General features: G+C 67.2%; 14 protein-coding genes and 1 pseudogene. 1 reads left to right on the forward strand and 14 read right to left on the reverse strand.

Annotated elements, in window-relative coordinates:
• Nucleotides 1-77: 77 nt before the first annotated feature.
• Genes DFR49_RS08700 through cyoA form a run of 7 tightly spaced genes read right to left on the reverse strand, consistent with a single transcriptional unit; the run spans nucleotide 78 to nucleotide 6,824 of the window.
• Nucleotides 78-611 (reverse strand): response regulator transcription factor, encoded by a 534-nt coding sequence (locus tag DFR49_RS08700; RefSeq protein WP_119035396.1) that lies wholly within the window; start codon nucleotides 609-611, stop codon nucleotides 78-80.
• Entirely contained in the window at nucleotides 601-1,917 is a 1,317-nt protein-coding gene (locus DFR49_RS08705) for an ATP-binding protein (protein WP_119035397.1), read from the reverse strand. The genes DFR49_RS08700 and DFR49_RS08705 overlap by 11 nt, the downstream gene beginning before the upstream one ends.
• The gene (locus DFR49_RS08710; RefSeq protein ID WP_425454929.1) at nucleotides 1,914-2,696 is read right to left on the reverse strand and encodes an SURF1 family protein; all 783 of its coding nucleotides are present in this window, start codon (nucleotides 2,694-2,696) and stop codon (nucleotides 1,914-1,916) included. The genes DFR49_RS08705 and DFR49_RS08710 overlap by 4 nt, the downstream gene beginning before the upstream one ends.
• Nucleotides 2,693-3,082, reverse strand: a complete 390-nt coding sequence (gene cyoD, locus DFR49_RS08715) for a cytochrome o ubiquinol oxidase subunit IV (protein ID WP_119035398.1) — start codon at nucleotides 3,080-3,082, stop codon at nucleotides 2,693-2,695. Before cyoD ends, DFR49_RS08710 begins: the two co-directional genes overlap by 4 nt.
• Entirely contained in the window at nucleotides 3,082-3,714 is a 633-nt protein-coding gene (cyoC, locus tag DFR49_RS08720; RefSeq protein WP_119035399.1) for a cytochrome o ubiquinol oxidase subunit III, read from the reverse strand. Before cyoC ends, cyoD begins: the two co-directional genes overlap by 1 nt.
• Before the next feature lie 6 nt (nucleotides 3,715-3,720).
• On the reverse strand, nucleotides 3,721-5,727 hold the full coding sequence (gene cyoB / locus DFR49_RS08725) for a cytochrome o ubiquinol oxidase subunit I (protein WP_119035400.1): 2,007 nt from the start codon (nucleotides 5,725-5,727) through the stop codon (nucleotides 3,721-3,723).
• Between the two features lie 8 nt (nucleotides 5,728-5,735).
• A complete protein-coding gene (cyoA, locus tag DFR49_RS08730) occupies nucleotides 5,736-6,824 on the reverse strand; it encodes a ubiquinol oxidase subunit II (protein ID WP_119035401.1) in 1,089 nt (362 codons plus the stop codon).
• Nucleotides 6,825-6,987: 163 nt separating this feature from the next.
• Between cyoA and DFR49_RS08735 the strand changes: the two genes are divergently transcribed.
• The gene (locus DFR49_RS08735; RefSeq protein ID WP_119035402.1) at nucleotides 6,988-8,319 is read left to right on the forward strand and encodes an MFS transporter; all 1,332 of its coding nucleotides are present in this window, start codon (nucleotides 6,988-6,990) and stop codon (nucleotides 8,317-8,319) included.
• A 37-nt stretch (nucleotides 8,320-8,356) separates the two neighbouring features.
• On the opposite strand, the gene DFR49_RS08740 is transcribed toward DFR49_RS08735, so the two are convergent.
• The 7 genes and pseudogenes from DFR49_RS08740 to DFR49_RS08770 form a co-directional block, all read right to left on the reverse strand.
• Nucleotides 8,357-9,823, reverse strand: coding sequence for an efflux transporter outer membrane subunit (locus tag DFR49_RS08740; RefSeq protein WP_119035403.1), 1,467 nt, complete (start codon nucleotides 9,821-9,823; stop codon nucleotides 8,357-8,359).
• A 185-nt stretch (nucleotides 9,824-10,008) separates the two neighbouring features.
• Nucleotides 10,009-13,187: pseudogene (locus DFR49_RS08745) on the reverse strand (efflux RND transporter permease subunit).
• A gap of 157 nt (nucleotides 13,188-13,344) precedes the next feature.
• Nucleotides 13,345-14,610, reverse strand: a complete 1,266-nt coding sequence (locus tag DFR49_RS08750) for an efflux RND transporter periplasmic adaptor subunit (RefSeq protein WP_119035404.1) — start codon at nucleotides 14,608-14,610, stop codon at nucleotides 13,345-13,347.
• 178 nt (nucleotides 14,611-14,788) lie between these two features.
• A complete protein-coding gene (locus DFR49_RS08755) occupies nucleotides 14,789-15,181 on the reverse strand; it encodes a hypothetical protein (protein WP_119035405.1) in 393 nt (130 codons plus the stop codon).
• A gap of 401 nt (nucleotides 15,182-15,582) precedes the next feature.
• Complete coding sequence (locus DFR49_RS08760) at nucleotides 15,583-16,194, reverse strand: TetR/AcrR family transcriptional regulator (protein ID WP_119035406.1); 612 nt, start codon at nucleotides 16,192-16,194, stop codon at nucleotides 15,583-15,585.
• A gap of 104 nt (nucleotides 16,195-16,298) precedes the next feature.
• A complete protein-coding gene (locus DFR49_RS08765) occupies nucleotides 16,299-16,946 on the reverse strand; it encodes a response regulator transcription factor (protein ID WP_119035407.1) in 648 nt (215 codons plus the stop codon).
• On the reverse strand, nucleotides 16,880-18,859 hold the full coding sequence (locus tag DFR49_RS08770; protein ID WP_170150982.1) for a PAS domain S-box protein: 1,980 nt from the start codon (nucleotides 18,857-18,859) through the stop codon (nucleotides 16,880-16,882). The genes DFR49_RS08765 and DFR49_RS08770 overlap by 67 nt, the downstream gene beginning before the upstream one ends.
• Between the last annotated feature and the right edge of the window lie 337 nt (nucleotides 18,860-19,196).

A 19,196-nucleotide genomic window follows, 5' to 3' on the forward strand; every position in this document is an offset into this window, starting at 1 on the left:
CGGCATCCAACGAGCCACCGGCGATAGCGTTTGGGGGCACGTTGGATGCCGGAACAAGTCCGGGGTGACGGCGCCCCTCAGGGAACCTGCTGCTTTTCGAGCTTGCGCGCGAGGGTGCGGCGGTGGAGGCCGAGGCGGCGGGCGGCCTCCGAGATGTTGAAATCGCTTTCGACCAGCACCTCGTGGATGCGTTCCCATTCGAGCGTCTTGATCGAGGTGGTGCGCGACGACAGCGGCGCGGCCGCATCGCCCGCGCTCTTGGCGAACGCCTGTTCGATGTCGTCGGTGTTCGACGGCTTGACCAGATAATGCGAGGCGCCGAGCTTGATCGCCTCGACCGCGGTGGCGATGCTCGCATAGCCGGTCAGCACCACGATCCGCATTTCTTCCGAATGCGCGTGCAGCCGCTCGACGCACGGCAGCCCCGAGCGCGCGCCGAGCTTGAGATCGACCACCGCATAGCCCGGCGTCTCGCGCGCGAGGATCGCCTCCATCGCGGGCGCGTCGACGGCGTGATCGACGCGGTAGCCGCGCCGCTGGAACGAGCGCGTCAGCGCGCGCGCGAAATCCATATCGTCCTCGACGATCAGCAGATGGCGTTCATCGGGCATCGTCAGTCTCCTTAGGGCGAAACGCGATCGCGGCGACCGGCAGGTCGATCCGCACCGCCGCGCCGCCGGTCTCGCGGTTGCGCGCGCTCACCCGGCCGCCGAGCTTGCGCATCACGTTGGTGACGAGGAACAGCCCGAGCCCGCCGCCGGGGCGCCCCTTGGTCGAATGATAGGGCCGGCCGAGCTGCGCGAGCATGTCGGGCGTGAAGCCCGGTCCTTCGTCGCGGACCTCGAACGACAGGGTCTCGCCGGTGCGCTCGACGAGCAACAGGATCGCCTTGTTCGATGCGTCGCGGGCATTGTCGAGCACGTTCCAGATCACCTGCTTGAGCGCGGCATCGGCGACGATCCGGGGATCGGCCTGCGCCGTGGCCCGGTCGGTAAGCAGGAGCGGACAGCCGGCGTTCTGCACGCGCCATTCGTCCGCCAGTTCGCCGACGAACGCGGCCAGCGTCGTCACCTCGGGATTCTCGCCGCGCGCCTCGCCCGCCGAGGTGAGAATGCCGGTGAGGATCGCCTTGCAGCGCGCGAGCGCGGCCTGCATTTCGCGCAGATCCTCGGCGCGTTCGGCGTCGGCGGCGAAATCGGGCATCTTCGCCCAGTCGTTGAGCACCACCGAGACGAGCGCGAGCGGGGTGCCGAGTTCATGCGCGGCGCCCGAGGCGAGCAGCCCCATGCGCACGATATGGTCCTCCTCCGCCGCCTGCTGGCGCAGCGCCGCGAGCCGCGCATCGCGCGCGCGCAGGTTGGCGTTGATCCGCGTCACGAACACGACCAGCAGCACCGCCACCAGCACGAAGCTGACCAGCGCGCCGAGGATGTAGAGATCGAACAGCCCGATCCGCAGCGTCTCGGGCAGCACCAGCGTGCGGTGCGCGACGACGAGCAGCACGAACCCGGCCGCGGCGGCGGCGGCGAGCACCCACGCCGAGCGCGCGTCGAGCAGGATCGCACCAAGCACCACCTGGAGCAGGAAGATCGAGATGAACGGGTTGGTCGCGCCCCCGCTCAGATAGAGCAGCCCCGTCAGCGCGACGACATCGAGCAGCAGCCCCCCGAGCACCTCGGCATTGGCGATGCTCTCGGCGCGCGCGAGCCGGGCGGTGCTGACGAGGTTGAGCACCACCAGCCCGCCGATGATCGCGACCATCGGCAGCACCGGGAGCGTCACCCCCATGCCAAGCGTGACGATCAGGATGGTCGCGAGCTGGCCCGAGACCGCGAGCCAGCGCAACATGATGAGCTGGCGGAAGTTCGCGCGGCCCGCGCGGCGCGGCGGCGGTTCGGTCGCGATGTCTGTCGTCATCCCCTCCCCCGCCGCAAGCGCCGTTCGGCGCGAAACACGATGAATGCGCCGCCCGCGCTGAGCAAGGCAAGCGCGAACCACGTGATCGCATAGACCAGATGCGCGTTGCGGAAATGGACGACCGTCAACCCGCCGACGGGCATCGCCCGGGGATTGGCAGCGTGATCGGCGGCGCGATCGGCATCGATGAAATAGGGCGCGACCGTCCCCAGGCCGCGCGCGCGCGCGATCGCGGCGACATCGCGCGAATACCAGCGATCGTGCGCGGGATCGTTGTGGCGCAGGAACGCGCCGCCGGGTTCGGTGACGCGCAACAGGCCGGTGACACGCTGCGTGCCGGCGGGCGGCGCGAGCATGGCGGGCGTGTGATCCTGCCCGACGAAGCCGCGGTTGACGAGGACGGTGAAGCCGCGCGTCGCCTCCAGCGGGCTGAGCACCCAGAAGCCGGGGCCGAGATCGGTATTGGCGAGCACCAAGGTCGCGCCGGGGCGGTAGCGCCCCTCGACCGCGACGTGGCGATAGGCGGCGCTCTTGGCAGTGATGGAGCGCCAGTCGGCCGGCCCCGGCGCGGGCACCGGCGCGGCGTGGATACGGGCATCGACGCGTGCGATCAGATCGAGCTTCCAGTGGAGCCGCTCGACCTGCCACACGCCGAGTGCGGCAAAGCCGGCGATCAGGATCGCGAAGCCGAGCGCGAGCGCGGCGAGCGATCGCGGCCCGCGGGCGCGATCGTCGCGCGGAGACGGCGGCGCCCGTCCGGGGCGGCCGCCGCCGATCACGGCAGCGCGCCCGCCGCCTCGACCGTCATCGGCATCATGTTGGTGTTCAGATGGTGCATCACCCAGATCGACCCCGCGAGCGCGATGACGACGAGGACGATCGTGAAGATCAGCGCGAGCATCGTCCACCCACCTTCCGAGCGGGTGTTCATATGGAGGAAATAGACCATGTGGACGATGATCTGGACGAAGGCGAAGGCGAGGACAACGAGCGCCGCCGCCGTCCGATCGGCGATCGCGCCCGACATCACGATCCAGAACGGAATCGCGGTCAGCACCACCGACAGGCCAAAGCCGGTCAGATAGCCCTTGAGCGTGCCGTGCGCGGGCTCGTCATGCGTGCCCTCCGCGTGATGATCGTGGGCGCGGACGGTGTCGGTGCTCATCACAGCACTCCCATCAGATAGACGAAGGTGAAGACGCCGATCCAGACGACGTCGAGAAAGTGCCAGAACATGCTGAGGCACATCAGCCGGCGCCGGTTGGCGGGGATCAGCCCCTTTTGCGCGACCTGGATCATCAGCGTGACGAGCCAGATGATGCCGAAGGTGACGTGCAGCCCGTGGGTGCCGACCAGCGTGAAGAAGGCCGACAGGAAGCCGCTGGTCCACGGCCCCGCACCCGCGGCGATCAGGTGGGTGAATTCGTAAAGCTCGATCCCGAGGAAGCCGAGGCCGAACAACCCGGTGATCGCGAGCCAGCCCTGCGTCGCGGCCTGCCGCCCCTGCGCCATCGTCAACATCGCGAAGCCGTAGGTGATCGACGACAGCAGCAGCATCGCGGTGTTGAGCGCGATCAGCGGCAGCTCGAACAGCTCGCGCGGACCGGGACCGCCGGCATAGCTGTTGCCGAGCACCGCGTAGGTGGCGAACAGGACCGCGAAGATGAAGCAGTCGCTCATCAGGTACAGCCAGAAGCCGAGCATCGTACTGCCGCCGTCGGCGTGATGCTCTTCCTCGCGGACGTAGAAATCCGGGATCGCGGTGCCGGTCGTCGAACCGATTGCCTGCGTGCTCATATCGTCTCAGCCTTGTGCCGCGAGCTGGGCGGTGCGCGCGGCTTCGGTGCGCACCACCTCGTCGACGGGAATATGATGATCGCGGCGATAGTTGAAGGTATGCGCGATCGCGGTCACGATCAGCCCGGCGAAGCTCAGCGCCGCCAGCCACCAGATATGCCACACCATCGCGAAGCCGAGCACGAGGCTGATGCCTGCCAGGATGAAACCGGCGCCGGTGTTGCTGGGCATGTGGATCGCGCGGAAGCCCTCGGTCGGGCGCTCGCTGCCACGCGTCTTCATATCCCACCACGCATCGTGATCGTGGATCACGGGCGTGAAGGCGAAATTATATTCCGGCGGCGGCGACGAGGTCGACCATTCGAGCGCGCGGCCGCCCCAGGGATCGCCGGTCGTGTCGCGCAGTTCGTCGCGGTGAAGGACGCTCACCCCGATCTGGATCAGGAAGCACAGGATGCCGCCCGCGATCAGCAGCGCCCCAAAAGCCGCGATCACGAAATAGACCTGCAACGACATATCGTCGAAATGCCGCAGCCGCCGCGTCACGCCCATCAGCCCGAGCACGTAGAGCGGCGCGAAGGCGCACCAGAAGCCCGACACCCACAGCCAGAACGAGCGCTTGCCCCATTTGGTCTCGAGCCGGAAGCCGGTCGCCTTGGGCCACCAGTAGTTGATCGCCGCGAACAGCCCGAACAGCACCCCGCCGATGATCACGTTGTGGAAATGCGCGATCAGGAACAGCGAATTGTGGAGCACGAAATCGGCCGGAGGTACCGCGAGCATCACCCCCGTCATCCCGCCGATCACGAAGGTGAGCATGAACGCGATCGTCCACATCATCGGCAGTTCGAACCGGATGCGACCGCGATACATCGTGAACAGCCAGTTGAAGATCTTCGCGCCCGTCGGAATCGAGATGATCATCGTCGTGATCCCGAAGAACGAGTTCACGCTCGCGCCCGACCCCATCGTGAAGAAGTGATGGAGCCAGACGAGATACGACAGGATGGTGATGACGACGGTGGCGTAGACCATCGACGAATAGCCGAACAGCCGCTTGCCCGTGAAGGTCGGCACGACCTCCGAATAGACGCCGAACAGCGGCAGGATGAGGATGTAGACCTCCGGGTGGCCCCAGATCCAGATCAGGTTCACGTACATCATCGGGTTGCCGCCCAGATTGTTCGTGAAGAAGTGGAAATCGAGATAGCGATCGAGGCTGAGGAGCACGAGCGTCGCGGTAAGCACCGGGAAGACCGCGACGATCAGCACGTTGGTGCACAGCGCCGTCCAGGTGAAGACGGGCATCTTCATCATCGTCATGCCAGGCGCGCGCAGCTTGACGATCGTCGCGATCAGATTGATCCCCGACAGCAAGGTGCCGACGCCGGCTATCTGTAGCCCCCATATGTAATAATCGACGCCGACATCGGGCGAGAATTCGAGCCCCGACAGCGGCGGATAGGCGAGCCAGCCAGTGCGCGCGTATACGCCGACGAACAGCGAGATCATCGTCAGCACCGCGCCCGACGTCGTCATCCAGAAGCTGAAATTGTTGAGGAAGGGAAACGCGACGTCGCGCGCGCCGATCTGCAAGGGGACGATGTAGTTCATCAGCCCCGTCACCAGCGGCATCGCGACGAAGAAGATCATGATCACACCGTGCGCGGTGAAGATCTGGTCGTAATGTTCGGGCGGCAGATAGCCCTGATTCGACCCGAAGGCGACCGCCTGCTGCGCGCGCATCATCAGCGCATCGGAGAACCCTCGCAGCAGCATGATGATGCCGAGCACCATGTACATGATGCCGATCTTCTTGTGATCGACGCTGGTGATCCAATCGCGCCACAGGATGCCCCACCAGCGATACCAGGTGATCAGGCCGAGCACGGCGATGCCGCCGATCGCGACGCCGATGAACGTGACGACAAGGATCGGCTCGTGCAGCGGCAGCGCGGCGAGGCTGAGACGGCCGAGGATCGGGCTGTCGGCGACAGGAAGCGGAAGGCTCATGACGACACTCACAAGGTCTGGCGATCGCCCTCGCGGGCGCGTTCGGCGGGCGCGATCAACCCGGCTCCGGTGATCGGTTGCGAAAGACTGGGCGCGGGCGGCCGGTGAGCCGAATCGGCGGCGCCGTGGGGCATGTCCATCGCCTGAGCCATCGATTGCCCGGCGGTGTGCGCGTCCTTCATCATCGTATCGGCCATGCACGGCGTGCCCGGTGTGACGCACATGTTGAGCGCGGCGCTGTAGAGCCCGTGCTCGACCGTGGCGAAGCGCATCACCGGCACGTTCTCGCTCGGCCGGGCGAGCGCGGTATAGGCGGCGCGATCTAGGGTGCGGCCGCTCGCCTTCGCGGTCGCGACCCATTGCTCGAATCCGGCGTGATCGAGCCCGTGGAACTTGAAGCGCATGCCCGAGAAGCCCGCGCCGCTGTAATTGGCGGAGAAGCCATCATACACGCCGGGCCGGTTGATCACCGCGTGCAGCATCGTCTCCATCCCCGGCATCGCGTAGATCTGGCCCGCGAGCGCCGGGATGTAGAACGAATTCATCACCGACGATGCGGTGATCTTGAACTGGATCGGCCGATCGACCGGCGCCGCCATCTCGTTGACCGTCGCGATGCCGTATTCGGGATAGATGAACAGCCATTTCCAATCGAGCGCGACGACATCGACCTCGATCGGCTTGACCGCGGGATCGACCGGACGCGCATGTTCGAGCCGCTCGATCGGGCGATACGGATCGAGCACATGCGTGCCGAGCCACGTCACCGCGCCGAGGCAGATGATGATGAGCAGCGGCACCGACCAGATGACAAGTTCGATCTTGGTCGAGTGATCCCAATCGGGCGCATAGGTCGCGTCCTCGTTCGACTCGCGATAGCGCCACGCGAACAGCACGATCAGCACCATCACCGGCACGATCACCAGCAGCATCAGCACGACCGAGATGACGAGCAGGTCGCGCTGTTGCGCCGCAACATCGCCGGCAGGGGCGAGGACGACCGCGTTGCAGCCCGCGAGCAGCGCCGCGACGCCGACAACCGACAGGGCTTTTGCGCCGGATTTAAGCCGGCGCGCGAGAGAACATCTCCGAATCATGGTCGTCCCCTACGCTCCTTCCTCGACCGTTCCCATTGGACACTTTGTCCAATCCTGCTGCGCGTGCGAACGTGGTATCGCGCCGTCCGATGGATCACTTTGCCCGGCCTGCGCGCTTCACCGATCATCGCCCGCGCGACCGAGATGATGTAGAGGGTATAGCATGAGCGCAACCGCTTCCGATTCGACGCCGCTCGCGCGCGACGGCCGCAGCGTCAACGCGCGGCAGACGAAGATCGCCCCGAGCGAGATCGCGATCGGCGTCATCATCGGGCGGACGTCGGAATTCTTCGACTTCTTCGTCTATGCGATCGCCTCTGTGCTGGTGTTCCCGGCCTATATCTTTCCGTTCGTCGATCCGCTGACGGGGACGCTCCTCTCCTTCGCCGTGTTCGCGCTCGCGTTCTTCGCGCGGCCGCTGGGCTCGCTGATCTTCATGTGGGTCGATCGCCATCACGGGCGCGGCACCAAGCTGACGATCGCCTTGTTCCTGCTCGGCGTGTCAACCGTCTCGGTCGCGTTCCTGCCGAGCTATGCCGATGCCGGGATGGCGACGGTGGTGCTGCTCGGGCTGCTCAGGATCGGGCAGGGCCTCGCGCTGGGCGGAGCGTGGGACGGGCTCGCCTCGCTGCTCGCGCTCAACGCGCCCGAGAACAAGCGCGGCTGGTATGCGATGGTGCCACAACTCGGCGCCCCGCTCGGCCTCATCGTCGCCAGCGCGCTGTTCGCCTATTTCGCGATGAACCTGTCGGCGGCGGACTTCCTGTCGTGGGGCTGGCGCTATCCCTTCTTCTGCGCGTTCGCGATCAACGTGGTGGCGCTGTTCGCGCGGCTGCGGATCGTATCGACCCCCGATTTCGAGCATCTGTTCGAAAGCCGCGAACTCCAGCCGTCGCGCGTGCGCGAAACCGTGGGGACGCAGGGCCGCACGATCGTGATCGGGGCGTTCGCGCCGCTGGCGAGCTTCGCGATGTTCCACATGGTGACGGTGTTCCCGCTATCGTGGGTGTTCCTGTTCACCAACGAATCGCCCGCGCGCTTCCTGGTGATCGAATCGGTCGCGGCGGCGTTCGGCGTGCTCGCGATCATCGCCTCGGGCCATCTGGCGGATCGCGTGGGGCGGCGCACGCTGCTGGGCGCGTCGGCGGGCGCGATCGCGGTGTTCAGCGGCTTCGCGCCGCAGCTTCTCGACATGGGCGACCTCGGCGAGATCACCTATATGATCGTCGGCTTCGTGCTGCTGGGGCTGTCGTTCGGCCAGTCGTCGGGGGTCGTGGCCTCTCATTTCGAGAGGCATTACCGCTATACCGGCTCGGCGCTGACATCGGACATCGCGTGGCTGTTCGGCGCGGGCTTCGCACCGTTCTGGGCGCTGGTGCTCGCTGCCTATTTCGGCATCCTCGCCGCCGGGCTCTATCTGCTGTCGGGCGCGCTCGCGACCTTGATCGCGCTGTGGATCAGCAAGACGCTGGCGACGGGCCGCTTCGAGGATTGACCGGCGCGGCGGCGGGGCCGGCTACACCCTGCTTCAGTTACCCTGAAACGGAGGCGGCGCCGGCCCGCTCCCCCGCCCAGCCGCCGCCGAGCGCTTCGAACAGGTCGATCTGATCGTCGGCGATGCGCGCGTCGGCATCGGCGAGCGCGCCGCGCGCATCGGCCAGCGTGCGTTCGGCATCGAGCAGATCGAGCGAATCGACCGAGCCCTCACGCTGTTGCGCGCGGGTGATCGTGGCGGCGCGCGCGGCCTGATCGTGCGCGGCCTTGAGCGCCGCGCGGCGATCGAGATCGTGGCCGTAGGCCGACAGCGCGGTCTCGGTCTCGCGCAGCGCCGTCAGCACGGTGCCGTCGAAGCGGGCAAGCGCGGCCTGCGACTCGGCCTCGGCGCCGGCGATCTGCGCGCGCGCCGCGCTCTGGTTCGGGAACGACCAACTGATCAGTGGCCCCAGCAGCCAGCGCAGCGGACCACCACCGAAAATGTCGCCGAGCGAATTGCCCGTCGAGCCGACCGACCCACCCAGCGAGATATGCGGATAGAGATCGGCTGTGGCGACGCCGATGCGCGCGGTCGCGGCCGCCAGCCGCCGTTCGGCGGCGCGGATGTCGGGGCGCCGCGCGAGCAACGCCTGGCCGTCGCCGACCGGGATCGGCCGCGCGATTTCGAGCACGGTATCGCGCGCGCCGGCGATCGGCGGGAGATCGGCAGGCGCGCGGCCCGTGAGCGTGGCGAGACGGAACAGCGCGGCATCACGCTCGGCCTGGATAGCGGGCACGTCTGCCGCGCGCTGGTTACGCAGCGCGGCGATCCGCGCGGTATCGAGCCCCGTCGCGAGCCCGGCCGAATGGCGCGCCTCGGTGAGCGTCAGTGACTTGTCGAGCAACTCCACCGTATGCCGCGCGACCGCCAGCCGGGCGGCCGCCGACGCGGCGTCGGCATAAGCGCGCGTGGTATCGGCGACGACGAGGACACGCGCCGCATCGGCATCGGCGCGCGCGGCCTCGACATCGCCCGACGCCGCCTCGACACCCCGCGAGACGCGGCCGAACAGATCGACCTCGTACGCGACGTCGAGCCCGGTATCGATCGCCCAATCCTCGCGCTTGGCGCCGGGCGCCCGCTGACCGGCGGGCAGGCGACCGTAGGTGCCGCTGGCGCCGATATTGGTCTGGGGCAGCTCGTCGGCACGCGCGGCCTTCAGGCCGGCGCGCGCGCGGGCGATGTTGGCGATCGCAACGCGCAGATCGGTGTTCGCCGCCAGCGCATCCTCGACCAGCCCGTCGAGCACCGGATCGTCGTAGAGCCGCCACCAGTTTTCGGCGACCGGATCGGTGGAGACCGCCGGGTTGTCCGCGGCGATGAAGGGGCCGGACGACGCCGCGGGTGGAACGGGCGCGACATAATCCGGCCCCACCGCGCACGCGGCGAGCGCGAGCGCGGATAGCGAGGCGAGCAATGGGCGAATCCTTTGCGCACGCCGCACGCTGGATTCGTCGTTCGTCATTCCCGCGAAGGCAGGAATCCAGACCCGTGACGGCTGCGATTCTTCGCCAGCGCTGGGCGTCTGGATCCCCGCCTTCGCGGGGATGACGGACAAGGAGGCTGCACGCGACGGTGCCTGGGGCTCTGGATTCCTACTTTCGCGGGAATACTCAGTGCGAAACAGCATGGGTTTCATGAATCGTATCCTCATTCGGCCGGGAACAGCGCGGGATCGGCATCGGGGCTCCGCCGCAGGCGGGCCAGCCGGTCGCCGAGCGCGCGGCAGACGACGTAGAAAGTGGGCGTGAAGATCAGGCCGAACCCGGTGACGCCGAGCATCCCGAAGAACACCGCGGTGCCCAGCGCCTGGCGAAGCTCCGCCCCAGCCCCGCTGGCGATCAGCAGCGGCACCGAGCCGAGGACGAACGCGAAGCTCGTCATCAGGATCGGCCGCAACCGATCGCGCGCCGCGCGCACCGCCGCATCGATCGGCGACAGCCCGTCATCCTGTTCGGCCTGCCGCGCGAACTCGACCACAAGGATCGCGTTCTTCGCGGCGAGCGCGATCAGCACGACCAGCCCGATCTGCGTCAGCACGTTGTTGTCCATCCCCCGCAGGTTCACGCCGATCATCGCCGCGAGCAGACACATCGGCACGATCAGGATGATCGACAGCGGCAGCACCACGCTTTCATATTGCGCAGCGAGCACGAGGAAGACGAACACCACGGCCAGCCCGAACACCAGCCCCGCGGTGTTTCCGGCCGCCTTCTGCTGGTAGGCGATGCCGGTCCATTCGTGGCCATAGCCCGAGGGCAGGACCGTATCGGCGACCTTTTCCATCGTCGTCAGCGAGGCGCCCGACGAATAGCCCGGCGCGGTATCGCCATCGACCGCGACCGCCGGGTGCAGGTTGTAGCGCGTGACGCGATACGGCCCGGTCTTGCTGTCGAAGGTCGCGACCGACCCGATCGGCACCATCGCGCCGGTCGTCGAGCGGGTCTTGAGATCGGCGATATCGGCTTCGGTCGCGCGGTGCGCGGCATCGGCCTGCGCGGTGACGCGATAGGTGCGCCCGAGCAGGTTGAAGTCGTTGACATAGGCCGAACCGAGATAGACCTGGAGCGCCTCGAACACCTGTGACGGCGGCACGCCGAGCATATCGGCCTTGCGGCGATCGATATCGGCAAAGATGCGCGGGGTCGCGGTGTTGAAGAAGGTATAGACCTGTTGCAGCCCCGCGGTCTGATTGGCCTTGCCGATCACCCCGAACGCCTGCTTGCCGAGCGCGTCATAGCCCTGGTCGCCGAGATCCTCGACCATCAGCCGATAGCCGCCCGCCGAGCCGATCCCCTGGATCAGCGGCGGGGGACGATCATCAGCCGCGCCTCGTTGATGTCGGCGGTGGCCTTCTGCGCCTCGGCCATGATGTCGGCGAAGCTGACCCCGAGCTGTTCACGCTTCTCGAACGATTCGAGCGGGATATAGGCCGCCGCCGCGTTGGGGGCGAGCGTCTGCGACGGGCCGTCGAACCCAGCGAGCATCACCGCGCCCTTGACGCCGGGGATCGGCAGAATGCGCTTGGCGACCTTCTGCATCACCGCATCGGTGCGTTCGAGCGACGAGCCCGGCGGCAATTGGATGACGGTGAGGAAATAGCCCTGGTCCTGCGCCGGGATGAAGCCCGAGGGGGTCACCCAGAACAGCCCGACGGTCGCAGCGATCAGGCCGGCATAGGTCACCATCATCCGCTTCGGCCGCATCACCAGCCGGCGGGTGAGCCGGGCATAGCCGTCGCTCAGCCGCTCGAAGCCGCGGTTGAAGGCATCGCCGGCCCGGTGGAGCGCGCGCACGATCGCGTGGCGCTCGCCGCGGTGGTCGTTGGGCTTGAGCAGCAGCGCCGCGAGCGCGGGCGACAGCGTGAGCGACAGGATCAGCGAGATCACCGTCGCGGTCGCGATCGTCACCGCGAACTGCTGATAGAAGGCGCCCGACAGCCCGGTAAGGAACAGGGTCGGCACGAACACCGCGCACAACACGAGCACGATCGCGATCAGCGCCGCCGACACCTCGTCCATCGACGCCTTGGCCGCCTCGATCGCCGAAAGCCCGCGTTCGAGGTTGCGCTCGACATTCTCGACGACGACGATCGCATCGTCGACGACCACGCCGATCGCGAGCACCATCCCGAACAGCGACAGATTGTTGAGCGAATAGCCGAACGCCGAGAGCACGAGGCAGCTACCGATCAGCGACACCGGAATCGCCACCACCGGGATCACTGCGGCGCGCCATTTCTGCAAGAAGATGATGATCACCAGCACAACGAGCAGCATCGCCTCGAGCAAGGTGTGCATCACCGCGTCGACCGATTGCGAGATGAATTCGGTGGGGTTGTAGATGACACGATAGCCAAGCCCCTTGGGGAATGACTTGGCGAGGCTATCCATTTCGGCCTGCACCGCCTCGGCGGCGGCGAGCGCGTTCGAGCCGGGGCGCTGGAACACGCCCATGACCACGGTGGGCTTGCCCGAGAGATAGGTGTTCGAGGCGTAATCGTCAGCGCCGAGTTCGACGCGCGCCACATCGGAGACGCGGACCTGGCGGCCGTCGCCATCCGTGCGCACGATGATGTCGCCGAACTGCGCGGGATCGGTGAAGCGGCCCTGCGCCTCGACATTGAGCTGGAAGGCGTTGCCCTGCGCATAGGGCGGCGCGCCGAGCGTGCCCGCGGCGACCTGCACATTCTGCGCGCGCAACGCCGAGACGATATCGCCCGCGGTGAGATGGAGCGCGGCGGCGCGGCCGGGATCGATCCACACCCGCATCGCATAATCACGGTTACCGAACAGGCGCACGTCGCCCACACCGTCGATCCGGCTCAGCCGGTCGCGGATCTGCGTCAGCGCGTAGTTGGAGATGTAGCTGCGATCGAGCGAATTGTCGGGCGAGATCAGGTTGACCACCATCAGGAAGTCGGGCGACGTCTTCTGCGTCACCACGCCCATGCGCCGGACTTCCTCGGGCAGCGTCGGCAGCGCGATCGCGACGCGATTCTGCACCAGCACCTGCGCGGCATCGAGATCGGTGCCGATCGCGAAGGTGACGGTGATCGTCACCCGGCCGTCACCGGTCGATTCGGACGACATGTAGAGCATGTCGTCGACGCCGTTGATCTGCTGTTCGATCGGCGCCGCCACCGTCTCGGCGACGGTCTGCGCGGTGGCGCCGGGATAATTGGCCGTCACCGTCACCGTCGGCGGGACGATATCGGGATATTGCGACACCGGCAGCCCGAGATAGGCGATGCCGCCGACGATCGTGATGAAGATCGCGATCACCGCGGCGAAAATCGGCCGCGTGATGAAGAAGCGTGAGAGGCGCATGTGCCTGCTCCCTGAAAGAGAAATCTAGAGCGGAGTGGAGGCGGTATTCACCCTCACCCTTCCCACCCGGCTACGTCGGGCGGGCCCCTTCCCTCTCCCAGCGGGAGAGGGAGGGAGGCGCGAAGCGCCGGAAGGGTGAGGGTGACCCGCATCCATCCTATCCCACCGCGAAGGTCGCCTCGCCGCTGGTCGGATCGGCGACCGGCGGCGGATCGTCTGCGGTGACCGGCGCGATCTTTCCGGGCTTGGTGAGTACCTTGGCACCGGGCTGAGCGAGTTCGGGATCGCTGATGACCACGCGATCCTGAGGGCCGAGCCCGCTGCGGATCACGCGCAACCCCTGCACGACGGGACCGAGTTCGACCGGCTTCGCCTGCGCGGTGCCGTCCTTGCCGATCACCATCACCAGCTTGCGCGCCTGATCGGTCGTCACTGCCGCGTCGGGCACGAGCAGCGCCGCGACTGCGCCGCCGTTCGCCAGCCGGGCGTTGCCGAACATGCCGGGGGTGAGGAACAACTCGGGATTGTCAACCACCGCGCGGACGCGGATCGTGCCCGAGCGCGGATCGAGCCCGTTGTCGGTGAAATCGAGCCGGCCCTTCCAGCGATAGGCGGTTTCGTCCTGAAGCTTGACCTCGACCGGCGAGCCCGCGTCCCCCGCCTGTTCGGCGCGTTTTGCCTTGAGGAACAGCGCCTCCGACGCGTCGAAGCTGAAATAGATCGGATCGAGCGCATTGATCGTCGTCAGCAGCGTCGCCTGCGCGCCATCGCCACCCGCGACGAGATTGCCCGCATCGACGCGACGATCGGAGATCCGCCCGCCGATCGGCGCGCGCACCTGGGTGAAGCTCATGTCGAGCGCGCGGGCGCGGACGCTCGCCTCGGCGCCTGCCAGCGCGGCCTGCGCAGCCTGCTGTTTCGCGCGGAGCTGATCGACGTCGCTCTGCGATACGGCGTCGATATCGACGAGCTTCAGCGCGCGATCGAGATCGGCGCGCGCGAGGGTGAGATCGCTCTTCGCGCTTGCCAGCCGGGCACGCGCCTCGGCCAGCGCCGCCGCGAAGGGGCGCGAATCGATCGTGAACAGCAGATCGCCCTTGTGGACGATCGCGCCGTCGCGGAAGTGCACGCCGGTGATCGCGCCCGAGACGCGCGGACGCACCTCGACCGCCTTCGACGCTTCGAAGCGCCCGACATAATCGTCCCACCGGTCGATCGTCCGTTCGAGCGGCACGGCGATGGTGACGGTGGGCGGCGGCGGCGCGGCGAGCGCCGGGCTGCCGCGATGGGTGATCGAATAGCCGCCCCAGGCGAGAACCGCCAACGGCACGCCGATCAGCAGGCCACGGCGCCACGGACGGGGGGCGGTATGCGTTTCGGGCGCCTGATCCTCGGCGCGCCCGATCTTGGTCAACATGTTCATCGTTTCACTCGCTGCCTGAGGCTTTTGGGGATCGAGGATTCCGGCGCGTTTCCAAAACGTCCCCGGAATCGGCGCGAAGAGCGGCTCGCGGCTCCCCGGCCGATAGCCCGGCCATTTCCGCGACGCCCGAAATCGTAAATTATCTAATGTCAATCGCTAATGCGAGTCAATTGCATAATCAACGGGTGCGGCGGTTGAGCGCATCGCGGCCGCGGCTGATGCTGGCGAGGACGAGTTCGTACTGCGCCATCGAGAAACCAGCCTGGCCGAACGCCCGGATTTCAGACGAATCGATCGCGTAGCCGCGATGCCAGGCGATCACCGCCAGCCGCCGCAGCGCCTCGAGCCGGCCATCGGCAAGCGCGGGATTGCGGCGATTGCCGAACAGCTTCGCCATCGCGGTCGCGACGCGCCCCGGACGGCCGATGCTCGACAGCCGCTCGTTCTGCGCAAGCGCGACCACCGACCATTCGAGCGGCGACAGCCGTGCCGGCGCCTCGTCCACGACCGATGCGATCCCCCCGTTCGCGAGCGCCGCCTCGTGCGGATCGGAGAAATTGAGATAGGCCATCGCGTGTCTCCCTGATGGAGCGCGACAGGGCACGCCCCGCCGCGCGCCGAACCGGCCCGTTCACGGCCGCCCGGCGATGAAATGCACAAAGCCTCCGTCGCAAGCGCCACACTCCTGCGTCAGGATGCTCCCAGATGTCGAAGAAACCGGCCGATACGCTTACAGGACCGATCGTGGCGGTGAACGACGAACCTGCCGCTGCTGAAGCAGCGACGGTTCCTCAGCCCCGCCCGTCGCTCACCGCGGCGACGATGCGGGTCGTTACCCCTTCGTTGTTCCGTACTGACCGGTATATAAATCGGAGATGAACCGCGTCAAGGCTCTTTTCTGTACCGATCGATATTTTTTGTCCAGCCCCAGAATCCGACGTCTGAATCCGGCGTCTGAATCCAGCGCCTCGATCAGCGCCCCGGCCACATCGCGAGACTGGTCGCCACGAGCCGCTCGAGTTCGGCGCGGCTGGCGCCCGCCCCGGCCTGCACGGCCATGCCCTGCACCACCGCGAACAGGCAACTGGTGATGCCTTCGATATCGGTTTCCGGCGGCAGATCACCCTCGGCCTTGCCACGCTCGAGACGATCGACCAACGCCTGGCGTGACGAGGCGCGGCGCGCGATCACATCCTCACGGACCGCCTCGGCGCCCTCGCCGCACGCGATCGAGCTGATGACGCCGAGGCATCCCTTGGGCTCACAATCACTGCACTGATTTTCGAGCGACCCGTACAGCAGCCGTTCCACGACGCCCTTGGCGGTCGGCGCGTCGAGCGCGCGGCGCATGTACGCGAGCTTTTCTTCCTCGTAGAGATCGAGCGCCTTGCGAAAGAGCGCTTCCTTGTTGCCGAAGGCGGCGTAGAGGCTGGGGCGCGTGATCCCCATCGCCTCGGTGAGATCGGTCAGCGAGGCGCCGTCATAGCCCTTGCTCCAGAACACCCGCAGCGCCGCGGCGAGCGCGTCGCCGACGTCGAATTCGCGAGGCCGACCCTTGGCCGGCGTGCACAGACCCAATTTCATAATGACCGGTATATAAGTATTCCGGCGCACTCGTCCAGTCGCACGCCCGCCACGGCATATCGAGTGTTTTGGTGGGGAACGATTAAACGTAACGTCATCGCGCTCTAATCGGCACCGCGCGCGCGCGGCGCGGCGGCGTTATCGTCCACCCCGGCGGCGAAGGCGACGTACAGGACTTCGGAGAGGCTGCGCGCGCCGAGCTTTTCCATGATGTTGGCGCGGTACACCTCGACCGTTCTCGGGCTGATCCCGAGATCGAGCGCGATCGACTTGTTCTGCTTGCCTGCGGCCAGCCCCCTGAGCACGTCCAGTTCGCGCGGCGACAAGGGGGCGAGGCGATCGTGCGCGCGGCTCGATCGCATATCGGCCTTCCCCGGCCGCGCGAGCGATGCCAGCGCGTCGTCGACGGCCGCGATCAGCGCCGAGGATGCGACCGGCTTTTCGAGGAAATTGGTCGCGCCAGCGCGCAGGGCATGCACCGCTGTCGCCACGTCGCCGTGCCCAGTGAGGATGATCGTCGCGATCGGCGCGCCGATCTTCCCGAGCGCGGCGTGAACATCGAGCCCCGACAGATCGGGCATGCGGATATCGAGCAACGCGCAGGCCGGCCCGAACGCGCCCGCGCCTTCGAGGAAGGAGACACCGTCGGGCCATAGATGGACATCGTATTGCGCGGTGCGGAGCATCATCCCGACGGCATCGCGAATTGCCTGGTCGTCGTCGACGACATGGACCGTTCGAGATGCTTGCATCGCTCGTCTCCTCGTTCCGATCTCCGCAACGTGAAATGAAGCTCGGCGCCGCTGCCGGCCTGCGTGCTCGCCCAGATCCGGCCGCCGTGAACCTCCACGATGGTACGGCAGATCGGCAGCCCGACGCCAAGACCGTTGGCCTTGGTGCTGAAGAAGGTGTCGAAGAGATGCACCTGCTCCTCGGATGACAGGCCGCGCCCCGTATCCGAGACGGTGATCTGGGCGGTGTCGCCGTCGCGCGCGACCGCGCTCACCCGCACCTTGCGCACCGGCGCGCCGCGCACGGCATCGATGGCGTTGCGCAACAGATTGAGGACGACCTGCTGGATCTGGATCTTGTCGACCAGGACGGCGCCGAGCCCCGGTTCGATCTCCAAATCGATCATCTTGGCAAGCCCGGGCGCGCCCATGCAGGCGAGAGTCTTCGCCTCGACGAGCAACCCTGCGAGATCTTCGTGGACGAATTCGATATCGCGGCGCGCCAGCATCTCGCGGGTGCGCCGGATGATCGTGGCCGCGCGCAGCGCTTGGCTCGACGCGCCCGCCAGCGCCGTATCGAGGTCCGCGGCGCCGCCCGGCCGATGCCGGTGCATCAGGTTGCGTGCCGCGCCGATATAGCTTTCCACCGCCGCCAGCGGCTGGTTGAGTTCGTGTGCGAGCGTGGCCGCCATCGTCCCCATCGCGCTCACCCGCGACATATGGAGGATCTGCGCCTGGAGCGCCGCCAGGCGTGCGCGCGTCGCCGCCTCACCGCTGAGATCGCGGATGAAGCCGGTGAATTGCACATTCTCCCCCACCGCCGCGCGGCCGACCGTGATCTGGATGGGAAAGACCGTGCCGTCGGCGCGTCGTGCCACCCCGTGCTGCGGCCCCATGTCCGCAAGGCTGCTGAACCGCAGCGCGTTGACCGCCGCCTCGCCCGACACCGATTTGAGCAGCATCGACGCGTCGCAGCCGACGATGTCGGTTTCCGCATAGCCGAACAGCGATTGCGCGACCCCGCTCAGCGACACGACGGTGCCGGCGCTGTCGGTGATGATCGTCGCTTCGGGCACAGTGGCGAGGATCGAGCGCAACTGGCGCTCGCGAAGCTGCAATTCCTCGGCCGCACGGGCCTCGTCGGTGACGTCGTGCATCACCAGGCCGAAGCCGCGCAGGCCGCCGTCGTCCTCGAACAGCGCGGTCAGCGTGATATCGGCGATGAAGACGCTGCCATCCTTGCGGCAGCGCACGTCGCGCGACCGGAAGCGGCCCGACGCGCGCGCCGCCGCCAGCACGCGTTGCGGCTTGCCGGCGAGGCAATCGGCGCTGGTGTGGAGCAGATCGAAGCTGCGGCCGATCGCTTCGCGCATCGACCAGCCGCTGAGGCGTTCGGCGCTGTGGCTCCACAAGGTGATTGTGCCGCCAGGATCGAGGAAATAGATGCCGTGGTTGGCCGCAGCATCGATCAGCAGCGTGAGTTCGTCGATCATGACGCGCGCGTCGGCGGCCTGCCGGGTCGCCACCCGCTGCCCGGCGAGCGCCTGATCGCGCCAGGCGATGATCTGCCGCGTCAGCGCGATAATGCCAGTCGAAACGCCACAGAATATCAGCAAGCCGAGGACATGGGGGGTATCGGAGGTGAACGGTTCCACCACGACCGTGCCCGCTATCACACCGAGGATCACTGCGGCGACGGCCGCGTGCGTGCCGCGAAAAGCCGCGACCGCGAAGATTACCGGAAGATAGAGCGTGTAAGGGACGCGCGCGCCCAGCCACGGGTCCAGCACCATCCGGACGACCGTCGCGAGGCCGATCCCGACGACGGCCCAGCCGTAGATGTCGATCGCCTGGCGCCAGATCGCCATGACGTAACGAGCGCTTCGATCGGCAACGCTCAGACCGAGCCCGTAGCCGGTCCCTGGGTGCGGCATCGCTATTTCCCCTGTTGCACGCGACGCCTGCGGTTCCTTTCGTGAGGCACCGCTCGTTAGCCGCATCATACTGCGACAATGGGACGATTACCATCCGGGACGCTACGGATAGGCGCCCTCGATTTTTGGTCATAGGGTTTGTGACAGAAAGACAAGCAAGGCGCCGATGACAGGAACGGCGTACGCGCAGCATTCATCCGGTGCCCTGCCGTAGCGTTTCGGGGCGATGCCGGAAATCCGGTCGCATGGAAGTTCGAATCGCGTCGATCCGATCATCGGCGCGCGATGGCCGGTGCCGCTCGTTCGCGAGGTCGGCGCCGACCTGGCCGGCCGGGTG

The organism is Hephaestia caeni, assembly GCF_003550065.1.
GTDB lineage: Bacteria > Pseudomonadota > Alphaproteobacteria > Sphingomonadales > Sphingomonadaceae > Sphingomonas > Sphingomonas caeni_A.

What these genes read in the sequence shown, in the direction of transcription:
- DFR49_RS08700 (WP_119035396.1), bottom strand. Translation starts at nt 611, where the DNA reads ATGCCCGATGAACGCCATCTGCTGATCGTCGAGGACGATATGGATTTC.
- DFR49_RS08705 (WP_119035397.1), bottom strand. Translation starts at nt 1,917, where the DNA reads ATGACGACAGACATCGCGACCGAACCGCCGCCGCGCCGCGCGGGCCGC.
- cyoD (WP_119035398.1), bottom strand. Translation starts at nt 3,082, where the DNA reads ATGAGCACCGACACCGTCCGCGCCCACGATCATCACGCGGAGGGCACG.
- cyoC (WP_119035399.1), bottom strand. Translation starts at nt 3,714, where the DNA reads ATGAGCACGCAGGCAATCGGTTCGACGACCGGCACCGCGATCCCGGAT.
- cyoB (WP_119035400.1), bottom strand. Translation starts at nt 5,727, where the DNA reads ATGAGCCTTCCGCTTCCTGTCGCCGACAGCCCGATCCTCGGCCGTCTC.
- cyoA (WP_119035401.1), bottom strand. Translation starts at nt 6,824, where the DNA reads ATGATTCGGAGATGTTCTCTCGCGCGCCGGCTTAAATCCGGCGCAAAA.
- DFR49_RS08735 (WP_119035402.1), top strand. Translation starts at nt 6,988, where the DNA reads ATGAGCGCAACCGCTTCCGATTCGACGCCGCTCGCGCGCGACGGCCGC.
- DFR49_RS08740 (WP_119035403.1), bottom strand. Translation starts at nt 9,823, where the DNA reads ATGACGAACGACGAATCCAGCGTGCGGCGTGCGCAAAGGATTCGCCCA.
- DFR49_RS08750 (WP_119035404.1), bottom strand. Translation starts at nt 14,610, where the DNA reads ATGAACATGTTGACCAAGATCGGGCGCGCCGAGGATCAGGCGCCCGAA.
- DFR49_RS08755 (WP_119035405.1), bottom strand. Translation starts at nt 15,181, where the DNA reads ATGGCCTATCTCAATTTCTCCGATCCGCACGAGGCGGCGCTCGCGAAC.
- DFR49_RS08760 (WP_119035406.1), bottom strand. Translation starts at nt 16,194, where the DNA reads ATGAAATTGGGTCTGTGCACGCCGGCCAAGGGTCGGCCTCGCGAATTC.
- DFR49_RS08765 (WP_119035407.1), bottom strand. Translation starts at nt 16,946, where the DNA reads ATGCAAGCATCTCGAACGGTCCATGTCGTCGACGACGACCAGGCAATT.
- DFR49_RS08770 (WP_170150982.1), bottom strand. Translation starts at nt 18,859, where the DNA reads ATGCCGCACCCAGGGACCGGCTACGGGCTCGGTCTGAGCGTTGCCGAT.